Below are 24,471 nucleotides of genomic sequence, written 5' to 3'. Positions count from 1 at the left end.
ACGGCATTCCCACGCTGGAGCGTGAGGAACGATGACCTCGACTATCGTGCGACGCTCTGTGTCGCATGCCGTTCTGGACGCTCTGCGTCCGGTCTTGCTGGCCCTGCGCGGAAGTGAACGGGTGGTGTGCAGGTGCAATAAAAAAGGGCCGATAAATCGGCCCAAGTAACCCCACGCTTGGTAAATCGAAAATCAGCGGTTTGGCTGTGGCGTCAGTCGCAGGTAGGGCGTGACGGCCTTGTAGCCTTTGGGAAAGCGTTCTTTGATCTCGGCTTCGTCCTTGATCGACGGCACGATCACTACATCATCACCATCCACCCAGTTGGCAGGCGTGGCGACTTTGTAGTTGTCGGTCAGTTGCAGGGAGTCGATGACCCGCAGAATCTCGTGGAAATTGCGTCCGGTGCTGGCCGGATAGGTGATGGTCAGGCGCACTTTCTTGTTCGGGTCGATCACGAACAGCGAGCGCACGGTCAGTGTGTCGTTGGCATTGGCGTGGATCAGGTCATACAGGTCGGAAACCTTGCGGTCGGCATCGGCCAGAATCGGAAAGTTGACCTGGGTGTTTTGCGTGGTGTTGATGTCGTCGATCCACTTGATGTGCGAATCAACCGGGTCAACGGATAGCGCGATGGCCTTGACGCCGCGCTTGGCGAACTCATCTTTCAATTTGGCAGTGAAGCCCAGCTCTGTGGTGCAGACAGGCGTGAAGTCTGCCGGATGAGAAAACAACACACCCCAGCTGTTGCCGAGCCATTCATGGAAACGGATACGACCTTCGCTGGATTCCTGCTCGAAGTCAGGGGCGATGTCGCCAAGTCGCAGTGTCATGGTGTTGCTCCTCGTCATAGTCGGTAGGCATGGGTATAGCCTGACTGTGTGCCCTGCGAAAGGAAACTAAAAAGAATAAATAACGACTTGCATATACCCATAGGGAATATGAAAAAAACAGGTAAAAGAAACCCCGCACTTGGCGGGGTTTCTTCACGCTTCAGTACACTTACATGAAGTTGTAGGTGTAGTTGAAGATCAGGCGGGTTTGATCGGTGTTGGTCGAGTTGTTCAGGTCGCCATCGGCACGGTAGGTACCGTGACGCAGGGTAGTACCGAAGCCTTTCATCGGACCGCTCTGAATCACGTAGTCAACGCGCATGTCGGTTTCCCACTCGGAATAACTGTTATTGCGAGTAGCCGCAGTATTGCCGCGGATGTCATCAGCATTCAGGTAAGCAATTGCTGCTTTCAGGCCTGGAACACCGACCTTGGCGAAGTCATACGAGTACTGACCGAAGGTGGTGTTCTCACCCGCGCGGTTGAAGCCGTTGATCATCGAGTCAGTGAACAGGTAGAAGCTCGAACCGCCGTTGCCTTCAAGGCTCGAACGTGTGGTGCCGTCTTTGGTGACGCTACCCTGGCCCAGGAAAACCATACCGCCGTTGTCGCCCACTTGTTGATGACCAACCATCAACGCATGACCACCCAACGAATAGGTGAACATGGCAGACCAGGTGGAGTTATCCACTTCGCCGGTGTTCTTGGCATAACCGTTGTTGTTGAAACGGTAGCCAGTCGCCGCGTCGCTGTTTTTGCCGTCAGAGCTGCTGTTGAAATAACGCAGGTCAGTCTTGAAGGACTGGTTGTCGCTGATCGGGTAGACGTGAACCAGACCCAGGAAGTGTTGCTTGTAGAAGTCTTCCAGGTTGGCGTAGTAGTACTGCAACGTCAGGTCTTTGGTGACTTTCCAGTCAGCACCGGCGAAGCGGAATTGGTCGCTGGTCTGCGAAGCGCCAGCAACGGACAGATCGGTCCAGTTGCTCGACGCACGGCCGATCGACTTGTTCAGTTGACCAGCAGTGAAAGTTACGGTGTCCAGATCCTTGGAGGTCAGGATGCCGCCCTGGAAAGCCTGAGGAAGAAGACGACCGTCGTTGCTGACCAGAATTGGCAGGTTAGGAGCCAAGGCGTTACCGACTTTCAGCTCGGTCTTCGAGAAGCGTACCTTGCCGTTGGCGCCCAGACGACTCCACTCATTAACAGCAGAACCGTCACTGTCGGTAGGCAGAACGCCGCCGTTCAATGCACCTGAGTGGGCGCCACGGCCGCCGTCAAGGTGAACACCAACCAGACCTTGCAGGTCCAGACCGAAACCGACAGTGCCTTGAGTGAAGCCCGACAGGTAGTCGAATTTCAGGCCAGTGGCCGTCTCACGGCTGTTGTGGGTAGTGCCTTCGCGGTAATCGTTGTCAAAATACAGGGTACGAGAACTGACGGACGCTTTGCTGTCTTCAAGGAAACCAGCTGCACCGGCCTGCTGAGCCAATGCCGCGACGGTTACGGCCAAGGCCAGGGTGGACTTCTTCATTACTACGCTCCTCGTGAATCTAATTTTTTATGTCCCTGGTGCCGAGCTTTGCCCTGACCCAAGGATTTCGCGAAAGGTGACAGTCCCGACCTGGAGGTCAATGGATTCTGTACACCCCGACTTTTGACTAGACCGCGTATGTCGATGGCCGCACGGGAGTGTGTTTTCTTCATGCTCAAAAATAACCATCCCACAGCTATCAAGAACATTCAGTTATATGTCACAACTCGTGTCAACCAGGACGTCACGGAGTGTATCGACCTAATTGTGTAATTCCCAAAATTTATTTTGGGACCATTCGTCAGATCGTTTGGTTTTGTGCACCAGACTGCCCAAATTGAGATTGAACAGTCGCAGCCCCCCACGGCACTGCGTTACTGGCAAGCCAGCAAAAGCCTTGTAAAACGGGCACTTCGAAGAGATTAAGCGGTTAATGTGACAGTTGTCATCACTTTGACGGCAGGCGTTGTGCTATCGCAAAATAATTTCGAAAATCCGCTCCAAACAGGCTTTTTGGGCACTTTTTGCCGTTCAAAACACGTCTTCGACTGTAGTCCAGATGAACAAAAAAGCAATTTCAGTGTCGTGCGCCACTTGCGCGGGCCGATTGGCCGATGCGAAACCTGGCGTTCATGTGCATGCATGCAGCAGAACACCTCATAAGCTAATGCTTAAAAGTTATTTATTTGAGGATTCTTAGATCACTTAGTCTCCATTTCCAGCTTGTCCCCGGCCCGCCTGATTCGGAGCTTCATCATGAAACTGCATTTTTCCCTGCGCTTGCTGACGGCGCTGTCGTTGACTGGCGCAACCTTCCTCGCACAAGCAGCCGATTTTACGGTTGCCTACCAGACCACTGTCGATCCGGCCAAGGTGGCGCAGGCCGACAACGCCTACGAGAAAGCCACTGACTCGAAAATCGCCTGGCGCAAATTCGACAACGGGGCCGACGTCATCACCGCTATCGCGTCGGGCGACGTACAGATCGGGTATCTCGGCTCAAGCCCTTTCACTGCAGCCGCCACGCGCAAACTGCCGGTAGAGACTTTCCTGATCGCCACTCAGATCGGCGCTGCCGAGGCACTGGTTGCGCGCAATGGCTCGGGAATCAATGCCCCCCAGGACCTGATCGGCAAGAAGATTGCCGTGCCGTTCGTTTCCACCGGCCACTACAGCCTGCTCGCGGCACTCAAGCACTGGAACATCGACCCGACCAGGGTCACGATTCTGAACCTCGCGCCGCCGGCCATTGCCGCCGCGTGGAAACGCGGTGACATCGACGCGACCTACGTCTGGGACCCGGCGCTGGGTGTCGCCAAGGAAACCGGCAAGGTGCTGATCACTTCCGGCGAACTGGCCAAAGTTGGCGCGCCGACGTTCGACGCCTGGATCGTGCGCAAGGACTTCGCCAGCAAACACCCGGAAGTTGTCAAAGCGTTCGCCAAAGTAACGCTGGATGCCTACGCCCAGTATCGCCAGGACCCAGCGGCCTGGATCGCCAACCCGGCGAACGTCGACAAGTTGACCCTGCTTTCCGGTGCCAAGGCGTCTGACGTACCAGAACTGCTGCAAGGCAATGTCTATCCGCTGGCCACCGAGCAGAGCGTACTGTTGGGCGCACCGACCATCGAAGCGGTCACCAAAACTGCAGCGTTCCTTAAAGAACAGGGCAAGGTCGATGCGGTGCTATCTGATTACTCGCCGTATGTCAGCAATACATTCATCCCGCAATAAACGCCCTGACTGGCTCGAGGAAATACCCCATGGCTGTGTTGCAACTGGAGGGCATCAGCGCTCACTACCCCGGTGCAGCAGCACCCGTGCTGGAGAACATCAACCTGAGCCTGGGGCCGCAGCAACTGCTGGTGGCGCTCGGGCCGTCCGGCAGCGGCAAGACCTCGCTGCTGAATCTGATTGCCGGTTTCGTCACACCCAGCGGCGGGCGCATCACGCTGGACGGCAGCGCCGTCGAGGGGCCAGGTGCCGAGCGCGGCGTGGTGTTTCAGGACGATGCGCTGTTGCCCTGGCAGGACGTACTGGCCAATGTTGCATTTGGCCTGGAGCTGGCCGGGGTCAGCCGCAGCGACCGCGAAGCCCGTGCGCGGGAGATGCTGGCGCTGGTGGACCTCGTCGGCTTTGAACAGCGGCGTATCTGGCAGCTGTCCGGCGGGCAACGGCAACGCGTCGGTCTGGCCAGGGCGCTGGCGGCAGACCCGCGCATTCTGTTGATGGACGAGCCCTTTGGCGCACTGGACGCTTTCACCCGCGAACAGATGCAGGAATTGTTGCTGCAAGTCTGGCAACGCACCGCCAAACCGGTGTTTCTGATTACTCACGATATAGAAGAAGCGGTTTTTCTCGCCACTGACCTGATTCTGCTGGCACCCAACCCAGGCCGTATCGCCGAGCACCTGCAACTGGACTTCGGCCGCCGCTACAGCGCTGGCGAGTCGGCGCGTGCGATCAAGTCTGACCCACGCTTTATCGAAACCCGCGAACAGGTGCTGGCCAACGTGTTTGCCCAACGTGCCGGAGAACAGCGCGCATGAGCAGCCATGAGCCGATAAGCAGCCATGAACTGACAGGCATCACCAACCTTGCAGATAAACCACCTGTGGCCCGCAGGCCGCGGGTGTATCCGAGCACCCGGACCATCAGCGCTCTGACCCTCGTCACGCTGCTGGCCCTGTGGTGGGCGGTAACGGCCGGAGGCTGGATCGAGCCGCTGTTCCTGCCGCCGCCAGCGGATGTACTCGGCAAAGGCTGGCTGCTGATGACCAAGGGTTACATGGACTCCACGCTCTGGCAGCATCTGGGCGCCAGCCTGCAACGCATCGGCCTGGCCTTGGGCGCAGCGACTCTCACAGCGATTCCGGTCGGCATTGCCATCGGACAGAACCGCATAGCTCGCGGGATTTTCGACCCGCTGATCGAGTTCTACCGCCCCATACCGCCATTGGCCTACCTGCCGCTGATCGTGATCTGGTTCGGCATCGGCGAGTTTTCCAAGGTGCTGTTGATCTACCTGGCGATCTTCGCGCCGATTGCCATCGCTACAGCAACCGGTGTGCGCACCGTAGACCCAACCAGAGTCCGGGCTGCGCAATCGCTGGGGGCCACGCGCTGGCAACTGATTCGTCATATCATTGTGCCCAGCGCGCTCCCGGACATCCTCACCGGCATTCGCATCGGCCTGGGTGTGGGCTGGTCGACACTGGTGGCCGCAGAACTCATCGCCGCGACCAGCGGGCTTGGCTTCATGGTCCAGTCCGCTGCGCAGTTTCTGGTGACTGATGTGGTGGTGCTGGGGATTCTGGTCATAGCCATCATCGCTTTTGCCATGGAACTGGGCCTGCGCGCGCTGCAACACAAACTGGTTCCGTGGCATGGTCAGCATCATTAATGCATCAGTATGGGTGTTTGCCTCGTGACGGTGCGCAAATTGAGTGCATCTGCCGGGGCTGCGCAATCAAGCGAAAGGCACCGCTCAGAATTCGAGAGGCTAAAGTGGCAGGCGTGCCAAGTGTTTTTCAAAAATGTTTCCCCGGCAGCAGAGCAGCAGAATAAACCCATCCTATTCAACGGCTTATGGATTTTAAAGACGCTACAACCAAGCAATATGTAATCCGATATGACTATAAAAATGCGTTCTTTCGGATTAATTCTCAAAACTGGCACGCACTCTGCAATAGGTCTTGTATCACCAGTTTTGGGGACCTTGGTACAGGCAGGCCGGGGATTCCCCTCTTTTATTCCTCCCGGAGACTGACCTCCAGTCTCCAGCGCCCGTCCACCTTCTCAGTGCGCCAGTCGCCATGAAGCGGACGGGCTGCCAGGAGCGTCAGCACCAAGCCTCTCTCCCCTTGCTCCACCTTCCAGCGTGCAATCTTGTTGTCGAACCTCAACTGGCCCGTCCACGGTCGGCCAGACGCATCGACGTTGAGCACTACCGCGCCATCGACCGTTGCCCCCCGATACCTGGGCTCTTCGTTGAACCACAGCGCAAGCCCCGTGGGCAATTCCTCGATCTGCTCGAGTTCGAAGGGGTCTGGCTGCTGCAAGCGACCGATAATCGTGCCCACAGTGAAGCCGACAATCGCCATCGAGCCAAGAACACGTGGCCAGAGCTTCGGTCTCGGGTCCTCTTCAGGGGTAGAATGCATCCCGTCCTTTTGTCCGGAGCCGTGCATGTTTCACGTCATCCTTTTTCAACCAGAAATTCCGCCGAATACCGGCAATGTCATCAGGCTGTGCGCCAACAGTGGCTGCACCCTGCATTTGATCGAGCCGTTGGGTTTCGAGCTGGACGACAAGCGCCTACGCCGTGCCGGTCTCGATTACCATGAGTATGCCACGCTGCAGACGCACGCAGACCTGGCAAGCTGCCTGGAGAAGATCGGCAACCCTCGACTGTTCGCCTTAACAACCAAAGGCGCGCGGCCGTTTCATGATGCGAGCTTTGCGCCGGGCGATGCGTTTCTGTTCGGCCCTGAAAGCCGTGGCCTGCCCGCCGACATTCTCGACTCGCTGAGCAGCGACCAGCGCCTGCGACTGCCCATGCGTGAAGGCTGCCGCAGCCTGAACCTGTCCAACACCGTGGCGGTGGCCGTCTATGAAGCATGGCGCCAGCACGGGTTTGCCTGATAGCGCGCCGCCAGACACAAAAAAGCGCCCCGAAAGGCGCTTTTTTTTATCGCTTTAATAGCCGTAATGCTTACTGCACAGTCGGCATTGGCGTTTCGCCAGCTTCCTGCATGCGTTGCAGCTCTTGCGCGTACAGGGCGTCGAAGTTCACCGGGGCCAGCATCAGCGCAGGGAACGAGCCACGTACGACCAGATTGTCGATGGCTTCGCGAGCGTACGGGAACAGGATGTTAGGGCAGAACGCGCCCAGTGTGTGGCTCATTGCAGCGTCGTCCAGACCCTTGATCAGGAAGATACCGGCCTGTTGCACTTCAACGATGAACGCAACTTCTTCGCCATTGTTGACGGTCACGGACAGGGTCAGCACGACTTCGTAGAAATCACCTTCCAGCGGCTTCTGACGAGTGTTCAGGTCCAGGCTGACGGTCGGCGTCCACTCCTGGCGGAAGATTGCCGGGCTTTTTGGCGCTTCAAACGACAGGTCGCGAACGTAGATACGCTGCAGGGAAAATTGCGGGCCGTTTTCTTCGTTGGCAACAGCGCCGTTGTTCGGTTGATCGGTCATCTCGGATCCTTGTCAGATAGGGCTGAAAGATTAAAGGGAATCAGGCCAGCAGGGCATCAAGCTTGCCGGCACGCTCCAGAGCAAACAGGTCATCGCAGCCGCCCACGTGGGTCGGGCCGATCCAGATCTGCGGTACAGAAGTACGACCGGCCTTCTTGGTCATTTCGGCGCGCAATTGCGGCTTGCCGTCGACCCGGATTTCTTCGAAGGCCACGCTCTTGCTCTGCAACAGCTGCTTGGCCCGTATGCAATACGGGCAGTAGTCGCTGGAATAGACTATGACTTGAGCCATGTTCACTTCACCAGAGGAAGATTATCGCCGCGCCAGCTGGAAATGCCGCCGGACAGCTTGGCCGCCTTGAAGCCGGTTTTGAGCAGCTCGCGGGCGGTAGAGCCCGCATGCTGCCCCATTGCATCGACTATGATCAACGTCTTGTCCTTGTATTTCTGCAGTTCGGCGGTGCGGGTCAGCACCTTGTCCTGCGGAAAATTCAGGGAGCCAACGATGTGGCCGGCGGTGAAGTCCTTTTTCGAGCGCACGTCGATGACCACGCCCTGATCGCTGTTGACCAGTGCGGTCAGCTCGCGAGTGCTCAGGCTGGCGCCGCCCTTGCTCAGTTCGTAAGCGATCAGCAGGCCCAGCAGAATGACGAAGGCACCGGTGATCAAATAGTGGGTAGTGGCGAATTCAAGCAGGTGAGCAACCATCAGTAGGTTCCAGGGCGTTAAAATGTCGGCCAGTATACACAGCAGCCAAGGTCGGCCAAAGTCCGTACGGCAGTGACGCCGTTGGAACTTGTCCCTAAAATGCCGTTCCCTTGTACTTTGTTACTCTCTTTATTCAACCAGCATCGAGTGGGTTCTATGACTGCCACGCCAAAACCTCTGGTCCTTATCATCCTCGATGGCTTCGGACACAGCGAAAGCCACGAAGGCAATGCCATCCTGGCGGCGAAAATGCCCGTCATGGATCGTCTCTACAAAACCATGCCCAACGGCCTGATTTCCGGCTCGGGCATGGACGTCGGTCTGCCGGACGGGCAGATGGGCAACTCCGAAGTCGGGCACATGAACCTGGGTGCCGGTCGTGTGGTGTATCAGGATTTCACCCGGGTGACCAAGGCGATTCGTGACGGCGAGTTTTTCGAGAACCCGACCATCTGCGCCGCTGTGGATAAAGCCGTGAGCGCCGGCAAGGCAGTGCACATCATGGGCCTGCTGTCCGATGGCGGCGTGCACAGCCATCAGGATCACCTGGTGGCCATGGCCGAGCTGGCGGTAAAACGTGGCGCCGATAAAATCTATCTGCATGCGTTTCTCGACGGTCGCGACACACCACCGCGCAGCGCGAAGAAATCCCTCGAGCTGATGGACGAAACCTTCGCCCGCCTGGGCAAGGGCCGCACCGCAACGATCATCGGCCGCTACTTCGCCATGGACCGCGATAACCGCTGGGACCGTGTATCGACGGCCTACAACCTGATCGTCGACAGCAGCGCCGAATTTCACGCAGCTACCGGCGTCGCCGGGCTTGAAGCCGCTTACGCGCGCGACGAGAACGACGAGTTCGTCAAAGCCACGCGCATCGGCGAGCCTGCCAAAGTAGAAGACGGCGACGCCGTGGTGTTCATGAACTTCCGCGCCGACCGCGCCCGTGAACTGACCCGCGTGTTCGTCGAAGACGATTTCAAGGACTTCGAGCGCGCCCGTCAGCCCAAGGTCAATTACGTGATGCTGACCCAGTACGCGGCCAGCATTCCCGCGCCCTCGGCGTTCGCCGCCGGCAGCCTGAAAAACGTGCTGGGCGAATACCTGGCAGACAATGGCAAGACTCAACTGCGCATTGCCGAGACTGAAAAATACGCCCACGTCACTTTCTTCTTCTCGGGCGGTCGTGAAGAACCGTTTCCGGGCGAAGAGCGCATTCTGATCCCGTCGCCGAAAGTCGCGACCTACGACCTGCAGCCGGAAATGAGCGCGCCGGAAGTGACCGACAAGATCGTCGACGCCATCGAGCATCAGCGTTACGACGTCATCATCGTCAACTACGCCAACGGCGACATGGTTGGCCATAGCGGCATCATGGAAGCGGCGATCAAGGCCGTGGAATACCTCGACGTGTGTGTCGGACGGATTACCGAAGCGCTGGAGAAAGTCGGCGGTGAAGCGCTGATCACCGCCGACCACGGCAACGTCGAGCAGATGACCGATGACGCCACAGGCCAGGCGCACACTGCGCACACGTCCGAGCCTGTACCTTTTGTGTACGTCGGCAAACGTCAGTTGAAGGTCCGCGAAGGCGGCGTTCTGGCCGACGTGGCGCCAACCATGCTGCATCTGTTGGGCATGGAAAAACCGCAAGAGATGACCGGCCACTCGATCCTGGTGAAAGAGTAACCGTTGAAAACCGGCCTATAGCCATCAGGCAAGGCCGGGTTTTTATGCTTCAAGCCCTAAAGCAGTGGCTGCGGGGCGTTTTTTTTGCAGCGCATGGCGGGCATACTAGGCCTGACATTTTTCTCACCATTGCCCGGTATCGCCCACCCACATGCTTCGCGCCTTGATCGCCCTTGCTCTGATCTGCCTGCTCAATCCGGCGTTTGCCGAAGACGAGCGTGTGCAAACCCAAAAACAGATAGATGCTGCGCGTCAGGATGTGACGGAGCTGCAAAAGGTCCTGAGCAAACTTCAGGAAGAACGCACAGGCGTCCAGAAGGACCTGCGCACCACTGAAACCGAAATGGGCAAGTTGGAAAAGCAGGTCGAGGTCCTGCAAAAGGAACTAAAAAAGACGGAAGCCGAGCTGCAAAAGCTCGACAGTGAGAAGAAAAAACTCAACAGCGCTCGCGTCGAACAACAGCGTCTGATTGCAATCCAGGCCCGCGCCGCCTATCAGAGTGGCCGCCAGGAGTACCTCAAGCTGTTGCTCAATCAGCAGCACCCCGAGAAGTTCGCCCGCACCCTCACCTATTACGACTACCTGAGCCAGGCGCGCCTGGAGCAGCTACGCAACTTCAATGAAACCCTGCGCCAGTTGGCCAACGTCGGAAAAGACATCGACCTGCAACAGGCACAGCTACTGGTGCAGAAGAGCAACCTGGACAGCCAGAGCGAAGAACTGGCCAAAGTCCGCCAGGAGCGTCAACAGGCGCTGGCCAAGCTGAATCAGGACTACAAGGCTCGCGATCAGAAACTGCAGGCCCGTCAGCAGGATCAGGCTGACCTGGCCAAAGTCCTCAAGACCATCGAAGAAACCCTGGCGCGTCAGGCGCGCGAAGCCGAAGAGGCCCGCCAGAAAGCGCTGGTCGCCGCCCGCGAGGCCGAAGAGAAACGTCAGCGCGAAGCTGAGGCCCTCGCTCGTAACAACAGCACAAGCAGCAGTAAAAGCGCTGATGAACCCGCACCGCATCGCCCGGTCAAAGCCCCCGGCACAGTCGTTTCCAGTGCCGGCGTGTCCTACGGTGGACCTTTTGCAGAGGCCAGGGGAAAACTTCCATGGCCAATCGATGGTCGACTGCTTGCACGTTTTGGTGAAGCACGCGGTGATGACGAGCGGACCAAGTGGGACGGCGTCATGATCAGCGCCACAGCCGGCAGCCAGGTCCATGCCGTACATGGCGGACGAGTGGTGTTTGCCGACTGGTTGCGCGGTGCGGGGCTTCTGGTCATTCTGGACCACGGCAACGGCTATTTGACCCTGTATGGGCACAACCAGAGCCTGCTCAAGTCGGCAGGTGACATTGTAAAAGCCGGTGAAGCGATTTCCACGGTCGGCAATAGTGGTGGTCAGGACACGGCAGCGTTGTACTTTGCTATTCGTCAGCAGGGTCGCCCCAGCGATCCGGCCCAATGGTGCCGCACTCAAGGATAAGTCGGCGTCAATATCTGTAGGAGTTCGTTAGACATGCTGCATTTGTCCCGCCTCACCTCGCTGGCCCTGGCAATTGCCATCGTTATCGGCGCGCCCCTGGCGCAAGCTGCCGAAAAAACCGCGCCAGCCACGCCTGCAGCAGTCGCACCCGCCAAACCCAATGCCAACGCCAGGCCGCCGCTGCCGCTTGACGAGTTGCGGACCTTTGCCGAGGTCATGGATCGGGTCAAAGCGGCCTACGTCGAGCCGGTGGACGACAAAACGCTGCTGGAAAACGCGATCAAGGGCATGCTCAGCAACCTTGATCCGCACTCGGCCTACCTCGGCCCGGAAGATTTCCAGGCGTTGCAGGAAAGCACCAGCGGCGAATTCGGTGGTCTGGGCATCGAAGTGGGCGTCGAAGACGGCCTGGTCAAGGTGGTTTCGCCCATCGACGACACTCCCGCCTCCAAGGCTGGCATTGAGGCAGGCGACCTGATCGTGAAGATCAATGGCACGCCGACCCAGGGCCAGAACATGCAGGAAGCGGTCGACAAGATGCACGGCAAGATCGGCGAGAAAATAACGCTGACATTGGTGCGCGATGGCGGCACGCCGTTTGACGTAACGTTGGCGCGGGCGACCATTCAGGTCAAGAGCGTCAAGGCGCAGATGCTGGAAAACGGCTACGGCTATATCCGCATCACCCAGTTCCAGGTCAAGACCGGTGACGAGGTCGGCAAGGCGCTGGCCAAATTCCGCAAGGATAACGGCAAGAAGATGAGCGGCCTGATTCTCGACCTGCGCAACAACCCGGGCGGCGTGCTGCAAGCGGCTGTGCAAGTGGCGGATCACTTCCTCACCAAGGGCCTGATCGTCTACACCAAAGGCCGCATCGCCAACTCTGAACTGCGCTTCTCGGCCGACCCGGCAGACGCCAGCGAAGGCGTGCCACTGGTGGTGCTGATCAACGGCGGCAGCGCCTCTGCGTCGGAAATCGTCGCCGGTGCCCTGCAAGACCAGAAACGCGGCATCCTGATGGGTAACGATACCTTCGGCAAAGGCTCGGTGCAAACCGTTCTGCCGCTGAACAACGATCGCGCACTGAAGATCACCACGGCGCTGTATTACACGCCGAACGGTCGCTCTATTCAGGCGCAGGGTATCAACCCGGACATCGTGGTACGTCGGGCCAAGGTCACCAGCGAAGCAGACGGCGAGAACTACAAGGAAGCCGACCTGATGGGTCACTTGGGCAACGGCAATGGCGGCGCGGACAAACCGACCGTCAAAGGCAGTGCAGCGGCCAAGGCGCGTCCGCAGGATGACGACTTCCAGCTCAGCCAGGCGCTTAGCCTGCTGAAGGGGCTGAGTATAACCCGCGGTAACTGACGGATGCGCGTTCTCGGCTCGCTTCTGTTGGCACTCTCGATCACTGGCGCTGCGCATGCAGCGCCGGTCGATCACGCTGAAAAACCTTCGAAAGCCTACCTCACCCTGATCATCGACGATCTGGGTCAGAACCCGGTGCGCGACAGCCGTACCCTGGCGCTCCCAGGCCCGGTCACGCTGGCGATCATGCCGGACACGCCACACGCCACCGAGTTTGCCCGCGAGGCTCACCGCGCCGGTAAAACGGTGATTCTGCACATGCCAATGGACCCCGCGACCGGTCCTTACGCCTGGCACCCCGAACTGCCCCTGCCGGAACTGGAAAGCCGTCTGAATGCCGCGCTGCTGAAAGTGCCGTATGCCGCCGGTATCAATAACCACATGGGCAGCCGCATGACCGCCGAGCCGGTCGCCATGACCTGGCTGATGGCCGAACTGCAGCGACGCCATCTGTTTTTCGTCGACAGCCGCACCAGCGCAAAAACCGTGGCCGCCGCCGAGGCGCAGCGCATCGGTCTGGCCAGCGTTTCGCGCGATGTGTTTCTGGACGACGAGCGCACCGCCGAGGCCATCACCCGCCAGCTACAAACGGCTATCAAGCTGGCCCAAAAGCAGGGTTCGGCGGTGGTTATCGGTCACCCCTACCCGGTCACGCTGGACGTGCTGGAGCGCGAGCTGCCCAAACTCAAGGCTCAGGGCGTTGAGTGGATCGACCTGCGCAGCATGATCAGCGAACGCGGTAATCAGGCGAGCGCGGCGCATGGAAGGGATGGGGTGTATCGCTGATTCTGCAAACGACGAAACGCACCTATCAGTTCTGCTAGTAATCTTCTGCCAAGAGCCGACTCATACTGCGTTGAACTGGTTTGGACATGGCGGTAACAGCGCGGTAGGCAGCATACTGTTGCACCCGTCACTCACCCTTGCTGTACCAGACGATTGTAGGCGCGAGCGCACGGTGTCTCACCCGCGATGCTTACCCTACCCGACTGTTTCTCCTGGATACAACGTATTCGGGCAGCAAGAGGTAATGATTCGATGGACGACTTTACGACAGTCAATGCAGGAGCAAAGGGTGCGCAAGAATTTATCTGCGGCACCGACACTTCATACTCTGAAGAACAATCAACGCGTATAATTTCAATTGCCGCAACCAGCATAGCGGCCATTTCAGATGATCGGGTCGAGGTTATCGTCGGCGTCAGAGGAGCAGCGCCTGGGGCGACAGTTGAGGCGTTCAGAGCGGACGGCAGCTGGGCCTCTATCGGCTCGGTGGTCGGGCCTCAGCTGTCCAACCCGGATGTACCTTCAAGCTATCTTATGGACGCTGAGCGCATTAGTCTACGTATAGCCGGCTTTCCAGGCACTCAGGTTACGTATTACGTCCATCCGATACTGACCCGCTTGTCATCACACAAAAACAACGATGGCAGTATCTCGGTGACCGGATCTACCACGATGCGGTCAGGGTTTGTGGATGCGTTTTCCAACAACGCCTGGAAAGGCATCGGTGTTGTCACCGAAGGCGTCTTCTCCAACACGGCAGTCCCGTCTGCCTATCTGTATAACGCTAATACAATGCGGGTTCGCGTGCGTTACAACGATGGAGTTGTAGCCTCCGGCGCGCTTGATTCAACGCTTGAGTTCCCTCATCCACGGTCGGTGCTTATTCAACCGCTGCAATCTGCTGCTGCAGAGCAGGCGGCGATGTCCTGGCGATTAAGGTGGGCCGATTATCAGCCGACAGGATATTTTGCGCCGGCGGGAACAGACGTTGAACTATGGGTATCGGGCAATACTGAGAACTTGACCGTGCTGGTCGGCACACAAGGCATGGCGGACCGAAACAACCCGCTCAGGCAATCCGAAAACATGCGGGAGACACCGCTATTCAAAGGAAAGAACATTATCCGAGATCCCTTGGGAGGCGCGGTTCACATCCGTAAATTAATCGGAAACACGTCCGGCGCAGCTCGGATTGTGTTTATGCGTGGGGCGATACCGATGCCCTACTATGTCAGTGGTGCCACTGCCCAACTACAATGGCTATTAATGCTGCTGCTGACAGAAGCGCCCGAAGTGGAGTTGGTGGGTGCACGCATAGTCGTTGCGGCGCTTAAAGAGACGGCGCTCAAGTTCTCGAATGTCGACGCTCAAGCGGTGATGCACTCTCATGAAGAAGTGATGCGACTGGAAGCAGAGGTCAGCGGGCTGGATGGCTCTGCGCCTATTCATACCAGGCCTGCTTTGTTGATCTATGCAGTGGAAGGTTCAGGCACTGCAAGCCCCCATGCATCCACAGGTTACATCGCCCTGCCCCACACGGACCATATCAGCCAGTATAACGAGGCCCTACTTGGGGGGCTGGCAGCCGAGCGATGGGTTACATTGCACGAATATGGCCATCATTATCAGACCTCTTACAACTCGTACGGTCCTTTTGGCGAAATCACCGTCAATTTATATGCCCTTGCAGTCAGTCTGCACTACATAAACGAATACACATACGTCTTCCCTGATCGCTGGTCTGGCACTGTGAATTGGCTGGCATTACCACGCACTGCGAAAACCTACGGGGCGCCCGAATCTGACCCGCAGGCAATACTTGAACAACTGCGCAAGGGGCTGGGTGCGGGTTTTATGCCCGCATGGCACCGTTACATCAGAGAAAACCCAGTCGAGGCGCCAGGCCTAAAATACTTTGTGCTGTCGGCGTGCATTGCGGCTAAACGTAACCTCACTGAGTTTTTCGCTGATTGGGGCTTGCTCAAAGTCACAGACACCGAAGTGTGGATCGCTGTAAGCGCACTTGGCTTTCCCTACCCGTCACAGCAACTGAGCGCGATCAGGCCTTATAGGGATTAAGCAGCGTTCGGTTGCGGCTGGTTGTAGACCGACACTTGTCACACAGCGCGAACCAACGGACACACTCCCCAGGTTCGCGTCAGCACTTTCTAAAAGCGGAGTAGGCCAAATCTGTATTCCTTGCACACCACCTTTTCAGCCTTGATAACGGTGTCAATTCCGACTTAAAGGAAGGTGTCTCCATGACGGAGGCCAAGACACTGCTATCAAGGATGATGATGAAATTACCAACGATTACGGGTGCGTGCTGTATCGCCGCATTGCTGCCCTTCTCCACTCATGCTGCGACCACCGACCTGGGCGAAGGAATGCTTTCCCTTGCCCCGTCCAGAGTTTTGCTTAACGCCGACGGCTCACGCGACCACTGGAACGGCATCGGTCGTATCAAAAGCAGGGGCGGGTCGAGCTGCACTGCTACGCTGATCGACACCCGAGGCCCGGACAGCCCGCCTGACGCCCCGGCCTATGTAGTCACCAGCGGCCACTGCATCAGCCGACAGAACGGCGTGATCATCACCGACCGTGAGGTCGAAGGCAGTATCCAGTTCAACTTCTTCACTGACAGCACGGCGCGCAGCTATCCGCTGAAACGCATCAACTGGAGCAGCATGCAGGGTGTGGACCTCGCCGTTGTCGAGTTGCAGCCAACGCTCAAGTCGCTGATCGACGACGGCATACAGCCGCTTGCACTGGCCAGCGAGATGCCGGAGCAGGACCGCGAAATTCTTTGGGTAGGCGCCCCGCTCACTAAAGACACTGGCCATTTGCGCCTGGCAGCATGCGCTCACAAGGCATCGCAGGAGATCATGGAGCAGCCATGGGTCTGGCGTCACACCGTTAGCAATCAATGCAGGGATGTGGATGTCGGCGCATCCGGCAGCCCTCTGCTGATCCGTGACAACAGCGAAATCTACGCAGTCCTGAACCTCACCAACCAGCCCGAATCGGAAGACGCGACCGAAGACTTCAATAATGAAATACCCGGCTTCCCGCCCATGGCACCTGACAGCAACTATGGCAGCCCGTTCACGGCGCTGAACAGGTGCTTTGTCAGCGGCACCTTCAGTACAGACCCAGCAGTCTGCGAGCTCTTCCCGACGTTTTCGGTCAATTTCGACACCCTTGGCAGACAACCCGGGCAACGTGCGAGGGTGCAACTGGATGCCGAAGGTAACGATGTCTATCCCGCATGGGACCTGCTGTTTCAGGTGGACACGCCCTTCTACCGCTACAGGAAGGTCACATCGGCCATGCAATGTGAAGACCCGGTGGATTACAGCCAGGCTTACGCCTCGCAGGCCGCAGCCATCAATGAACCTGTCGACGGGCACATTGGCATTAACTGGCTATGCATCATCGGCGTTTCATCCGCCGACGAGCAGCCCAGCATCGGCCTGATGCGCAATGCACTGACTTTAGCCATGGAACTGCAAGCGGCAGGGCTAACACCTGAGCCGCAGGTGAAGATCGGCAAAAACCGCTTTGGCGCATCATCGGTCAGTTGGTCCTATGAGCATCGCTTGATAGACCACTACACGGTCAAGATGGGTCCACCGGACACTACTGACTGTTCGGAGCCTGAAGGTTTCAAAACCCAGTTCCGCGACCTGACATTGCGCGCGAAGTCGCTGCCGTTGAAGATCTGCACCTACGCCCACGATATCAATGGGCAGCCTTCCGCCTTACGCGAAGACATCGTTGCCGCGGCAGGTTGAACGGTTATTGATAGCGCGCCTTGACAGCGTCAACCCAGCCTTCAGCGCGCATCTGATCAAGCGCTTCTTGCAAGCGGCTGACGATCTCGTCAGGCGTGCTTTTGTTGACGGCCAAGTACAACTCGGCGCTGTTGAAACGCAGCGCTGTCTTGAACCCGCTGACACCTTCAAGCTTCGCCAGATAGCGGCCTACAGGATCGCCCACCGCCCACAAGTCGATCTGACCGTTGGCCAGCTTTTTAACGTTGTCCCGATCACGCAGCATCAGGATTGGATTGAGCCCCATGGCGTTCAGGCGCTCGCCGATGGCATCGCCTTTATAGGCACCAATCCGGTAATCCTTGGCCTGTTCCAGCGATGTTAACGTGATGGGGCTGTCACCGCGGGTGAGCATGATCCAGTCATAGGAACCCACCGGGCCAACCCACTTGAACAGCTTCTCCCGCTCGGGCAGTCGGGTGGTGGAAAACACGCCATAGCCAGGTTTGTCGAGGGCAAGCTTGTAAACGCGATCCCACGGAAAGCGCAGGGTCATGCTGTAGCCGATGTTCGCGCGCTTGAACATCTCGCGCACCACTTCAGCGGCAACGCCGTCGATGTTGTTTTCCTGAGCGAAGTTCTTGCCATCGACCGCCATGTTGAACGGCGGGAAATTCTCGGTCAGCAAGACCATGGAATAAGGCGGTGACTCACCGGCCTGGGCGCTTTCGCTCAACAGGATGCCGACCCCGATCAGGGCAAGGAAAAAACGTTTGAACATGTTCCGGCACTCGATCGTGAACGACGCATGCAGAGTGCCGTGAACCCGGTGTACTGTCTAGCCCGGTACTCTGCGATGTCGCTTACAGACAACTTTAAAATAAACGCTGCCCGCGCCTCACCGTGAATACCATCAGGCTCACTAACTATTTACCTCACGCAGCCTGGCAGCATCCCGTTTAATGACGGGCACCCACACCACTTATCAAGGAATGATGATGGATATCAAGAAACAGGTTTTGCTAGCGCTGTTTGCAACCTCGATGGCAACCGCCGCGTCAGCACAGCAGCACGACTATGGTGAAGGCATGCCGCCCTTCACCCCCTCGCTGTTGCTGGAAAACAAGGATGGCAGGTTCGATCACTGGAATGGCATAGGCCGTATGGAAAGTCGCGGTAACCGAATGTGCACTGCGGTGCTCATCGACCCTCGTACCAATCCTCAGGTCGACAGCCCTGACGTACCGGCCTACATATTGAGCAGCGGCCATTGTGCTTACACCCAGTCAGGCCAGCTGGGTGTCGATCTGGAAATAGAAGGGCAGGTCGAATTCAATTACTTCAAGGACCTCTCCAGGAATCGCAAAAGCTACGCGCTGAAGAGAATCAAGTGGAGCAGCCTGCGCGGCACGGACCTCGCTTTACTGGAACTGGACACCACCTTGTCCAGCCTGCTCAAGGACGGCATAAAGCCGATGGCACTGGCGCAAGACATGCCCGACATAGGCATGGACATACTGTCTGTCAGCGCCCCGATGACAGCCACCGGCTACACACTGCGCGTGTCCGCCTGCAAACTGGAGTCGGTGGTGAACATTGTCGAACATCCTTACTCATGGAACGCCAACCAGAGCAATCGCTGCGAAGATGTATTGCCGGGAAGCTCGGGCAGTCCCCTCGTAGACCGCTATACAAACAGGATCATCGGCATCATGGGCACCACCACCCGAGGTGCTACGGAGCAAAGCCGTTGCTTCACCGACTCGCCCTGCGAGGTCAATGACGGGCAGGCCTCATGGCATGCTGATACCAACTACGCGAGCCCTGTAGACGCGCTGCCTGCCTGCTTTGTCGACGGCGTTTTCGACATCGCCCGCCCTGCGTGCACGCTACAGTCTGCGGCGCAACTGACACTGGCAAATCCGGATTATCGCAAGCATTACATCAGGCTGGAACGCGACAAAAACGGGGACGTGATTGCCCCGCGCTGGAACATGGCGTTCACCGTCAACACCTCGATGTTCAAGTTCAAGGCCACGCGAAATCCCGCTGAGTGCCGCGACCCGGACGGTTACAAAAGCTCCAGAGATGCCCGTACCGCGCATATCAATGCTGTGATTGGTACGGAGCCCGGTATTTATTCGCTGTGTATTGCCGGTCACAATGGTAATCAGGGGTCAGCACCGGGGGTCAGGGAAAACGCATTCATCCACACCGTCGAGCTCGTAGAAGCAAGTGAGACGCCGGCGCCTGATGTGGCCATTGAACGACTGGAAAACGGCAAGCATCAGGTGGTCTTTACCCCAAGGCTGCCAGACCGTGCCAGTCATGCCTATAAATTCGGCGCTCCCGAACTCACCGATTGTGATGCCGCCGAGGGTTACAAAACGGTTTATTACAATTTCAACATCAGCCCGAAACTGCTCCCGGTCAAGCTCTGTACGCTAGTAAAAGACGCCGCGGGCCATCCGTCAGAACCCCGTACGGATGTGCTGCTGGAACCCGAATCGGCAGGCTGAAACAACGCGAGCGCAGCCCTCGTGAAAGGCTGCGCTCGCGTCTCGGGACAATGTCACTCAGCGCACCACAATACCGCGGCTGGCCATGTACGCCTTGGCCTCGGGAACGGTGTATTCGCCAAAGTGGAAAATACTCGCCGCCAGCACTGCACTGGCGTGGCCTTCAATCACACCCGCCGCCAGATGCTCAAGGTTACCGACGCCGCCTGAAGCGATGACCGGGATGCCTAGCGCATCGCTGATGGCGCGAGTGACGCCCAGGTCGAAGCCGTTTTTCATGCCGTCCTGATCCATGCTGGTCAGCAGGATCTCGCCAGCGCCCAGATCTTCCATCTTCCTCGCCCAGAGCACCGCATCCAGCCCGGTAGGCTTGCGCCCACCATGGGTGAAGATTTCCCAGCGCGGGGTTTCGCCCGGGCCGGAGACCTTCTTGGCGTCGATGGCGACCACGATGCACTGCGAACCGAAACGGGCGGCGGCTTCACCGACAAATTCCGGGTTGAAGACTGCGGCGGTGTTGATCGAGACCTTGTCGGCGCCTGCGTTGAGCAGGTTGCGGATATCCTGCACGGTGCGCACGCCGCCGCCGACAGTCAGCGGAATGAACACCTGACTGGCCATGCGCTCGACGGTATGCAGCGTGGTGTCACGGCCATCGACGCTGGCGGTGATGTCGAGAAAGGTGATTTCGTCGGCACCCTGCTCATCGTAACGACGTGCGATTTCCACCGGGTCGCCAGCATCACGGATGTTCTCGAACTTGACGCCCTTGACCACTCGACCGTTGTCGACGTCCAGGCAAGGAATGATGCGTTTGGCTAGGGCCACAGGGTCAGTCTCCAGCTATTCAGCGTTGTTCGCGGTCGCAGAGCGCCTGCGCTTCAGCCACATCCAGCGTGCCTTCGTAGATCGCACGACCGGTGATTGCGCCGATGATTCCCGGAGCCTTGGCATTCAACAGCGCCTGAATGTCGCCCAGGTTGTGAATGCCGCCCGAAGCGATCACCGGGATCCGCGTGGCGGCGGCCAATGCTGCGGTGAACGGGATGTTGCAGCCCTGCATCATGCCGTCTTTGGCGATGTCGGTGTACACGATGGCGGACACGCCGTCGGCTTCAAAGCGCTTGGCCAGATCAATGACCTGCACAGTGCTGACTTCAGCCCAGCCGTCGGTGGCGACAAAACCGTCCTTGGCATCCAGGCCGACGATCACCTTGCCGGGGAACGCACGGCACGCTTGCGCCACGAACTCCGGTTCTTTGACAGCCTTGGTGCCGATGATGACGTAGCTCACACCGGCCTTGATGTAGTGCTCGATGGTTTCCAGCGAGCGGATGCCGCCGCCAATCTGGATCGGCAGGTTCGGGTAGCGCTTGGCGATGGCCGTGACCACATCACCGTTGACCGGCTGACCTTCGAACGCGCCGTTCAGGTCGACCAGATGCAGACGGCGGCAGCCACCGTCGACCCACTTGGCAGCCATGGCCACCGGGTCGTCGGAGAACACCGTGGAATCTTCCATCCGGCCCTGACGCAGACGGACGCAGGCGCCGTCCTTGAGGTCGATAGCGGGGATAATCAGCATGCTTATTCCTTCGTCAAAAGAGCGGCAAGCTGCAAGCGATTAGCTGCAAGTATGCGTACTCACCAATTCTTGCAGCTTGAAGCTCAACGCTTGAAGCTGCTTTATCTAGTTCTTTTCGAGTGACCAGAGATCACTTTCGATGCTCTCGAAGCGCTCTTTGAGGTGCTGCTGAACATCGAAAATAGCGCGATTGTAGTAATGCGGTGCGATCTCGCGAGTGAACAGCTCAAGCACCTCTGCCACCTCAAACGACCCCAGGTCCAGCTCGAAACGGTCGGCGAACAGACGCTTGAGCTTGTCGATCGCCTGCTGCTCATGCTCGGGCGAGAGGGTCAGAATGGGCGGCTTGCCCTTGGCTTTGCTCATGCGCTTACCAGCGACCATCCCAGGCGGCGAAGTTCTGCAGCAATTGCAGGCCGTGGGTGTGGCTCTTCTCCGGGTGGAACTGCACGGCGAAACGCGAACCATCGGCCAGTGCTGCGGCAAAATCGAGGCCGTAATGACCACGCCCGACCACCTGACGCTGGTTGGCGGCATCGATGTAGAAGCTGTGCACGAAGTAGAAGCGCGCCAGGTCCGGAATATCGTGCCACAGCGGGTGATCCACCGACTGAGTTACCTGATTCCAGCCCATGTGCGGCACTTTCAGGTGCTCGCCTTCTTCATGCAGGTTCTTGCCGAAGAACTTCACCTGGCCGGGGAACAAACCAATGCAGTCCACGCCACCGCTCTCTTCACTTCTGTCGAGCAACGCCTGCATGCCGACGCAGATGCCCAGAAACGGACGATCCTGGCTCACTTCCCTGACCAGCGAATCAAAACCCAGACGGCGGATCTCGGCCATGCAGTCGCGAATCGCGCCCACACCCGGGAACACCACACGGTCGGCTTCGCGAATCACCTTGGCGTCACTGGTAATCAGAACACGGCCTGCGCCCACATGTTCCAGCGCCTTGGCGACCGAGTGCAGGTTGCCCATGCCGTAATCGATGACCGCAACCGTCTGCATCAGAGCACACCCTTGGTGGATGGCATTTGCCCGGCCATGCGCTCATCCAGCTCGACCGCCATGCGCAGTGCACGACCGAAAGCCTTGAACACAGTTTCGATCTGGTGGTGAGTGTTGGTGCCACGCAGGTTGTCGATGTGCAGCGTCACGTTCGCGTGATTGACGAAGCCCTGAAAGAACTCCTGAAACAGGTCCACATCAAAGCCGCCAACCGTGGCGCGGGTGTACGGCACATGCATCTGCAGGCCCGGACGACCCGAAAAGTCGATGACCACACGCGACAGCGCTTCGTCGAGCGGCACATAGGCGTGGCCGTAACGACGAATGCCCTTCTTGTCGCCGATGGCCTGGCTGAACGCCTGGCCGACGGTGATCCCGACGTCTTCTACCGTATGGTGGTCGTCGATTGCCAGGTCGCCCTTGCATTCGATGTCCAGGTCGATCAGCCCGTGCCGGGCGATCTGGTCGAGCATGTGCTCAAGGAAAGGCACGCCGATATCGAATCGGGCCTTTCCGGTGCCATCCAGGTTGATCGAGGCTTTGATCTGGGTTTCCAGAGTATTGCGCTCGACGTACGCCTTACGTTCGGCCATCACCAGCTCCGCAAAATCATTGGGCGAAAAAAGGCGAGCATTATAGGCTCAGAAGCGCTCGCCATGAAGCAAACAGACGACCAGCAGGGCATTTAGTGGGCAAAGAGGCTCGCAATCGCGTCACACACCTTGTCTATATTCCCTTCATTCAAGCCCGCCATGCACACCCGGCCACTGCGCAGCATGTAGATACCGTGAACATCTTTCAGCTCGTCAACCTGCTGCGGCGTTAGTCCGGTGTAGCTGAACATGCCGCTTTGCCTGAGGATAAAGCTGAAATCGCGCCCGGCAACTTTCTGCGCCAGCACCGAAACCAGACGGCTGCGCATGTCGATGATACGCAGGCGCATGGCTTCGACTTCGCTCAGCCACTGGTCACGCAATGGCGGTGTGTTGAGCACTTTGGACACCAGAAACGCGCCATGCGCAGGCGGGCTGGAATAGTTGCGGCGCACCGTGGCCTTGAGCTGGCCAAATACGTTGGCGGCCGATGCGGTGTCTTCGCAGACTACCGAGAGCCCGCCGACCCGCTCGCCATACAGCGAGAAGATTTTCGAGAACGAGTTGCTGACCAGCGTGGTGATGCCCGCGTCGGCCATCGCACGGATGGCGTAGGCGTCTTCGTCGATGCCTTTGCCGAAGCCCTGATAGGCGATATCCAGAAACGCGATGAGCTGGCGATCCTTGATCACTTCGATCAACCGGTCCCACTGCTCGACGGACAAATCGGTGCCGGTCGGGTTATGGCAGCACGGGTGCAGCAAAAGGATGCTTTGCGCCGGCAGACCCTGCACGGTGTCGAGCATGGCATCGAACCTGACGCCGCCAGTCTGGGCATCGAAGTAAGGGTAAGTATTGACCTTGAAGCCCGCCCCGCCGAACAGCGCAAGGTGGTTTTCCCAGGTCGGATCACTGACCCACACTTGAGAATCAGGGAATGCATATTTGAGGAAGTCGGCCCCCACTTTGAGCGCGCCCGAGCCACCCACGGTCTGGATAGTCGCCACGCGACCGGCCTGCACCAGCGGATGGTCGGCCCCGAACAACAGGGTTTGCACCGCCTGCCGGTAAGCCGCCAAGCCCTCCATCGGCAAATAGACAGAGGCTGCCTGCTCACCTTCGGCCAATTGTTGTTGCGCTGTTGCCACGCATGCCAACTGCGGGATACGACCCTGCGCGTCGTAATACAAACCGATGCTCAGATTGACCTTGTCTGCGCGTGGATCCTTGCCAAAGGCTTCCATCAGCGAAAGGATCGGATCACCGGCGTATGACTCCACGTGGGCTAGCATGCAAACAACTCCTTCAGGCAATAAAAACAGGGGCTGCTAATGTAGCAGCGTCTGCGGGGGAACGGGCAGTGCATCGAGTACATCGGGTCAACTGAATATCG

The 24,471-nt window shown here is 58.2% G+C and carries 24 protein-coding genes; 11 read left to right on the top strand and 13 right to left on the bottom strand.

What is annotated here, in order from left to right:
- Positions 1 to 192: 192 nt before the first annotated feature.
- Both DW49_RS0126155 and DW49_RS0126150 read right to left on the bottom strand, forming a co-directional pair.
- A complete protein-coding gene (locus DW49_RS0126155) occupies positions 193 to 831 on the bottom strand; it encodes a peroxiredoxin (protein ID WP_005621571.1) in 639 nt (212 codons plus the stop codon).
- Between the two features lie 169 nt (positions 832 to 1,000).
- Positions 1,001 to 2,362, bottom strand: coding sequence for an OprD family porin (locus DW49_RS0126150; RefSeq protein ID WP_005621573.1), 1,362 nt, complete (start codon positions 2,360 to 2,362; stop codon positions 1,001 to 1,003).
- A gap of 756 nt (positions 2,363 to 3,118) precedes the next feature.
- Between DW49_RS0126150 and tauA the strand changes: the two genes are divergently transcribed.
- The 3 genes from tauA to tauC are packed head-to-tail and all read left to right on the top strand — an operon-like array spanning position 3,119 to position 5,765.
- Positions 3,119 to 4,096 carry a taurine ABC transporter substrate-binding protein gene (gene tauA / locus DW49_RS0126140; protein ID WP_005621575.1) on the top strand — a complete coding sequence of 326 codons (978 nt, stop codon included), beginning with the start codon at positions 3,119 to 3,121 and terminating at the stop codon, positions 4,094 to 4,096.
- A gap of 29 nt (positions 4,097 to 4,125) precedes the next feature.
- Positions 4,126 to 4,911 carry a taurine ABC transporter ATP-binding subunit gene (gene tauB, locus DW49_RS0126135; RefSeq protein WP_024419643.1) on the top strand — a complete coding sequence of 262 codons (786 nt, stop codon included), beginning with the start codon at positions 4,126 to 4,128 and terminating at the stop codon, positions 4,909 to 4,911.
- A gap of 14 nt (positions 4,912 to 4,925) precedes the next feature.
- Positions 4,926 to 5,765: a taurine ABC transporter permease TauC gene (tauC, locus tag DW49_RS0126130; protein WP_462498482.1), complete on the top strand. Its 840-nt coding sequence runs from the start codon at positions 4,926 to 4,928 to the stop codon at positions 5,763 to 5,765.
- 346 nt (positions 5,766 to 6,111) lie between these two features.
- Here the strand turns inward: tauC and DW49_RS0126125 are convergent, their stop codons facing one another.
- Positions 6,112 to 6,552 carry a hypothetical protein gene (locus DW49_RS0126125; protein ID WP_005621579.1) on the bottom strand — a complete coding sequence of 147 codons (441 nt, stop codon included), beginning with the start codon at positions 6,550 to 6,552 and terminating at the stop codon, positions 6,112 to 6,114.
- On the opposite strand from DW49_RS0126125, the gene trmL reads away from it, so the two are divergent.
- A complete protein-coding gene (trmL, locus tag DW49_RS0126120) occupies positions 6,551 to 7,006 on the top strand; it encodes a tRNA (uridine(34)/cytosine(34)/5-carboxymethylaminomethyluridine(34)-2'-O)-methyltransferase TrmL (RefSeq protein WP_005621580.1) in 456 nt (151 codons plus the stop codon). The two genes, DW49_RS0126125 and trmL, sit on opposite strands and share 2 nt — an antisense overlap.
- 70 nt (positions 7,007 to 7,076) lie before the next feature.
- On the opposite strand, the gene secB is transcribed toward trmL, so the two are convergent.
- Genes secB through DW49_RS0126105 form a run of 3 tightly spaced genes read right to left on the bottom strand, consistent with a single transcriptional unit; the run spans position 7,077 to position 8,279 of the window.
- A complete protein-coding gene (gene secB / locus DW49_RS0126115) occupies positions 7,077 to 7,571 on the bottom strand; it encodes a protein-export chaperone SecB (protein WP_005621582.1) in 495 nt (164 codons plus the stop codon).
- A gap of 40 nt (positions 7,572 to 7,611) precedes the next feature.
- Positions 7,612 to 7,863: a glutaredoxin 3 gene (grxC, locus tag DW49_RS0126110; protein ID WP_005621585.1), complete on the bottom strand. Its 252-nt coding sequence runs from the start codon at positions 7,861 to 7,863 to the stop codon at positions 7,612 to 7,614.
- Between the two features lie 2 nt (positions 7,864 to 7,865).
- Positions 7,866 to 8,279, bottom strand: coding sequence for a rhodanese-like domain-containing protein (locus DW49_RS0126105; protein WP_004397172.1), 414 nt, complete (start codon positions 8,277 to 8,279; stop codon positions 7,866 to 7,868).
- 156 nt (positions 8,280 to 8,435) lie between these two features.
- On the opposite strand from DW49_RS0126105, the gene gpmI reads away from it, so the two are divergent.
- The 6 genes from gpmI to DW49_RS0126075 all read left to right on the top strand — a co-directional run bounded on the left by gpmI (position 8,436) and on the right by DW49_RS0126075 (position 17,393).
- Positions 8,436 to 9,968 (top strand): 2,3-bisphosphoglycerate-independent phosphoglycerate mutase, encoded by a 1,533-nt coding sequence (gene gpmI, locus DW49_RS0126100; protein ID WP_005621588.1) that lies wholly within the window; start codon positions 8,436 to 8,438, stop codon positions 9,966 to 9,968.
- Positions 9,969 to 10,119: 151 nt separating this feature from the next.
- Positions 10,120 to 11,442 carry a murein hydrolase activator EnvC family protein gene (locus DW49_RS0126095; protein ID WP_005621590.1) on the top strand — a complete coding sequence of 441 codons (1,323 nt, stop codon included), beginning with the start codon at positions 10,120 to 10,122 and terminating at the stop codon, positions 11,440 to 11,442.
- 33 nt (positions 11,443 to 11,475) lie between these two features.
- Entirely contained in the window at positions 11,476 to 12,813 is a 1,338-nt protein-coding gene (locus DW49_RS0126090) for a S41 family peptidase (RefSeq protein ID WP_005621592.1), read from the top strand.
- Between the two features lie 3 nt (positions 12,814 to 12,816).
- The gene (locus tag DW49_RS0126085) at positions 12,817 to 13,599 is read left to right on the top strand and encodes a divergent polysaccharide deacetylase family protein (protein WP_005621594.1); all 783 of its coding nucleotides are present in this window, start codon (positions 12,817 to 12,819) and stop codon (positions 13,597 to 13,599) included.
- Positions 13,600 to 13,851: 252 nt separating this feature from the next.
- Positions 13,852 to 15,678, top strand: coding sequence for a M60 family metallopeptidase (locus tag DW49_RS0126080; protein WP_024419644.1), 1,827 nt, complete (start codon positions 13,852 to 13,854; stop codon positions 15,676 to 15,678).
- A 218-nt stretch (positions 15,679 to 15,896) separates the two neighbouring features.
- The gene (locus DW49_RS0126075) at positions 15,897 to 17,393 is read left to right on the top strand and encodes a trypsin-like peptidase domain-containing protein (protein ID WP_005621599.1); all 1,497 of its coding nucleotides are present in this window, start codon (positions 15,897 to 15,899) and stop codon (positions 17,391 to 17,393) included.
- A gap of 4 nt (positions 17,394 to 17,397) precedes the next feature.
- Here DW49_RS0126075 and DW49_RS0126070 read toward each other — a convergent pair whose 3' ends face one another.
- Positions 17,398 to 18,153, bottom strand: coding sequence for a substrate-binding periplasmic protein (locus tag DW49_RS0126070; protein WP_005621602.1), 756 nt, complete (start codon positions 18,151 to 18,153; stop codon positions 17,398 to 17,400).
- Between the two features lie 217 nt (positions 18,154 to 18,370).
- On the opposite strand from DW49_RS0126070, the gene DW49_RS0126065 reads away from it, so the two are divergent.
- A complete protein-coding gene (locus tag DW49_RS0126065; protein WP_005621604.1) occupies positions 18,371 to 19,891 on the top strand; it encodes a trypsin-like serine peptidase in 1,521 nt (506 codons plus the stop codon).
- A 57-nt stretch (positions 19,892 to 19,948) separates the two neighbouring features.
- Here DW49_RS0126065 and hisF read toward each other — a convergent pair whose 3' ends face one another.
- The 6 genes from hisF to DW49_RS0126035 all read right to left on the bottom strand — a co-directional run bounded on the left by hisF (position 19,949) and on the right by DW49_RS0126035 (position 24,370).
- The gene (hisF, locus tag DW49_RS0126060; RefSeq protein ID WP_005621606.1) at positions 19,949 to 20,719 is read right to left on the bottom strand and encodes an imidazole glycerol phosphate synthase subunit HisF; all 771 of its coding nucleotides are present in this window, start codon (positions 20,717 to 20,719) and stop codon (positions 19,949 to 19,951) included.
- Between the two features lie 19 nt (positions 20,720 to 20,738).
- Positions 20,739 to 21,476 (bottom strand): 1-(5-phosphoribosyl)-5-[(5-phosphoribosylamino)methylideneamino]imidazole-4-carboxamide isomerase, encoded by a 738-nt coding sequence (gene hisA / locus DW49_RS0126055; RefSeq protein WP_007252699.1) that lies wholly within the window; start codon positions 21,474 to 21,476, stop codon positions 20,739 to 20,741.
- A gap of 105 nt (positions 21,477 to 21,581) precedes the next feature.
- Complete coding sequence (locus DW49_RS0126050) at positions 21,582 to 21,842, bottom strand: DUF2164 domain-containing protein (protein WP_004397145.1); 261 nt, start codon at positions 21,840 to 21,842, stop codon at positions 21,582 to 21,584.
- A 4-nt stretch (positions 21,843 to 21,846) separates the two neighbouring features.
- Complete coding sequence (gene hisH, locus DW49_RS0126045; protein WP_005621610.1) at positions 21,847 to 22,485, bottom strand: imidazole glycerol phosphate synthase subunit HisH; 639 nt, start codon at positions 22,483 to 22,485, stop codon at positions 21,847 to 21,849.
- On the bottom strand, positions 22,485 to 23,078 hold the full coding sequence (gene hisB, locus DW49_RS0126040) for an imidazoleglycerol-phosphate dehydratase HisB (protein ID WP_002551454.1): 594 nt from the start codon (positions 23,076 to 23,078) through the stop codon (positions 22,485 to 22,487). The genes hisH and hisB overlap by 1 nt, the downstream gene beginning before the upstream one ends.
- Positions 23,079 to 23,170: 92 nt before the next feature.
- Positions 23,171 to 24,370 carry an amino acid aminotransferase gene (locus DW49_RS0126035; RefSeq protein ID WP_024419646.1) on the bottom strand — a complete coding sequence of 400 codons (1,200 nt, stop codon included), beginning with the start codon at positions 24,368 to 24,370 and terminating at the stop codon, positions 23,171 to 23,173.
- Positions 24,371 to 24,471: the final 101 nt, after the last annotated feature.

It is taken from the genome of Pseudomonas avellanae BPIC 631 (assembly GCF_000444135.1).
Classification (GTDB): Bacteria; Pseudomonadota; Gammaproteobacteria; order Pseudomonadales; family Pseudomonadaceae; genus Aquipseudomonas; species Aquipseudomonas avellanae.
Note: the sequence above shows the minus strand (reverse complement) of the source record. Positions and strands in the feature narration are given on the sequence as shown.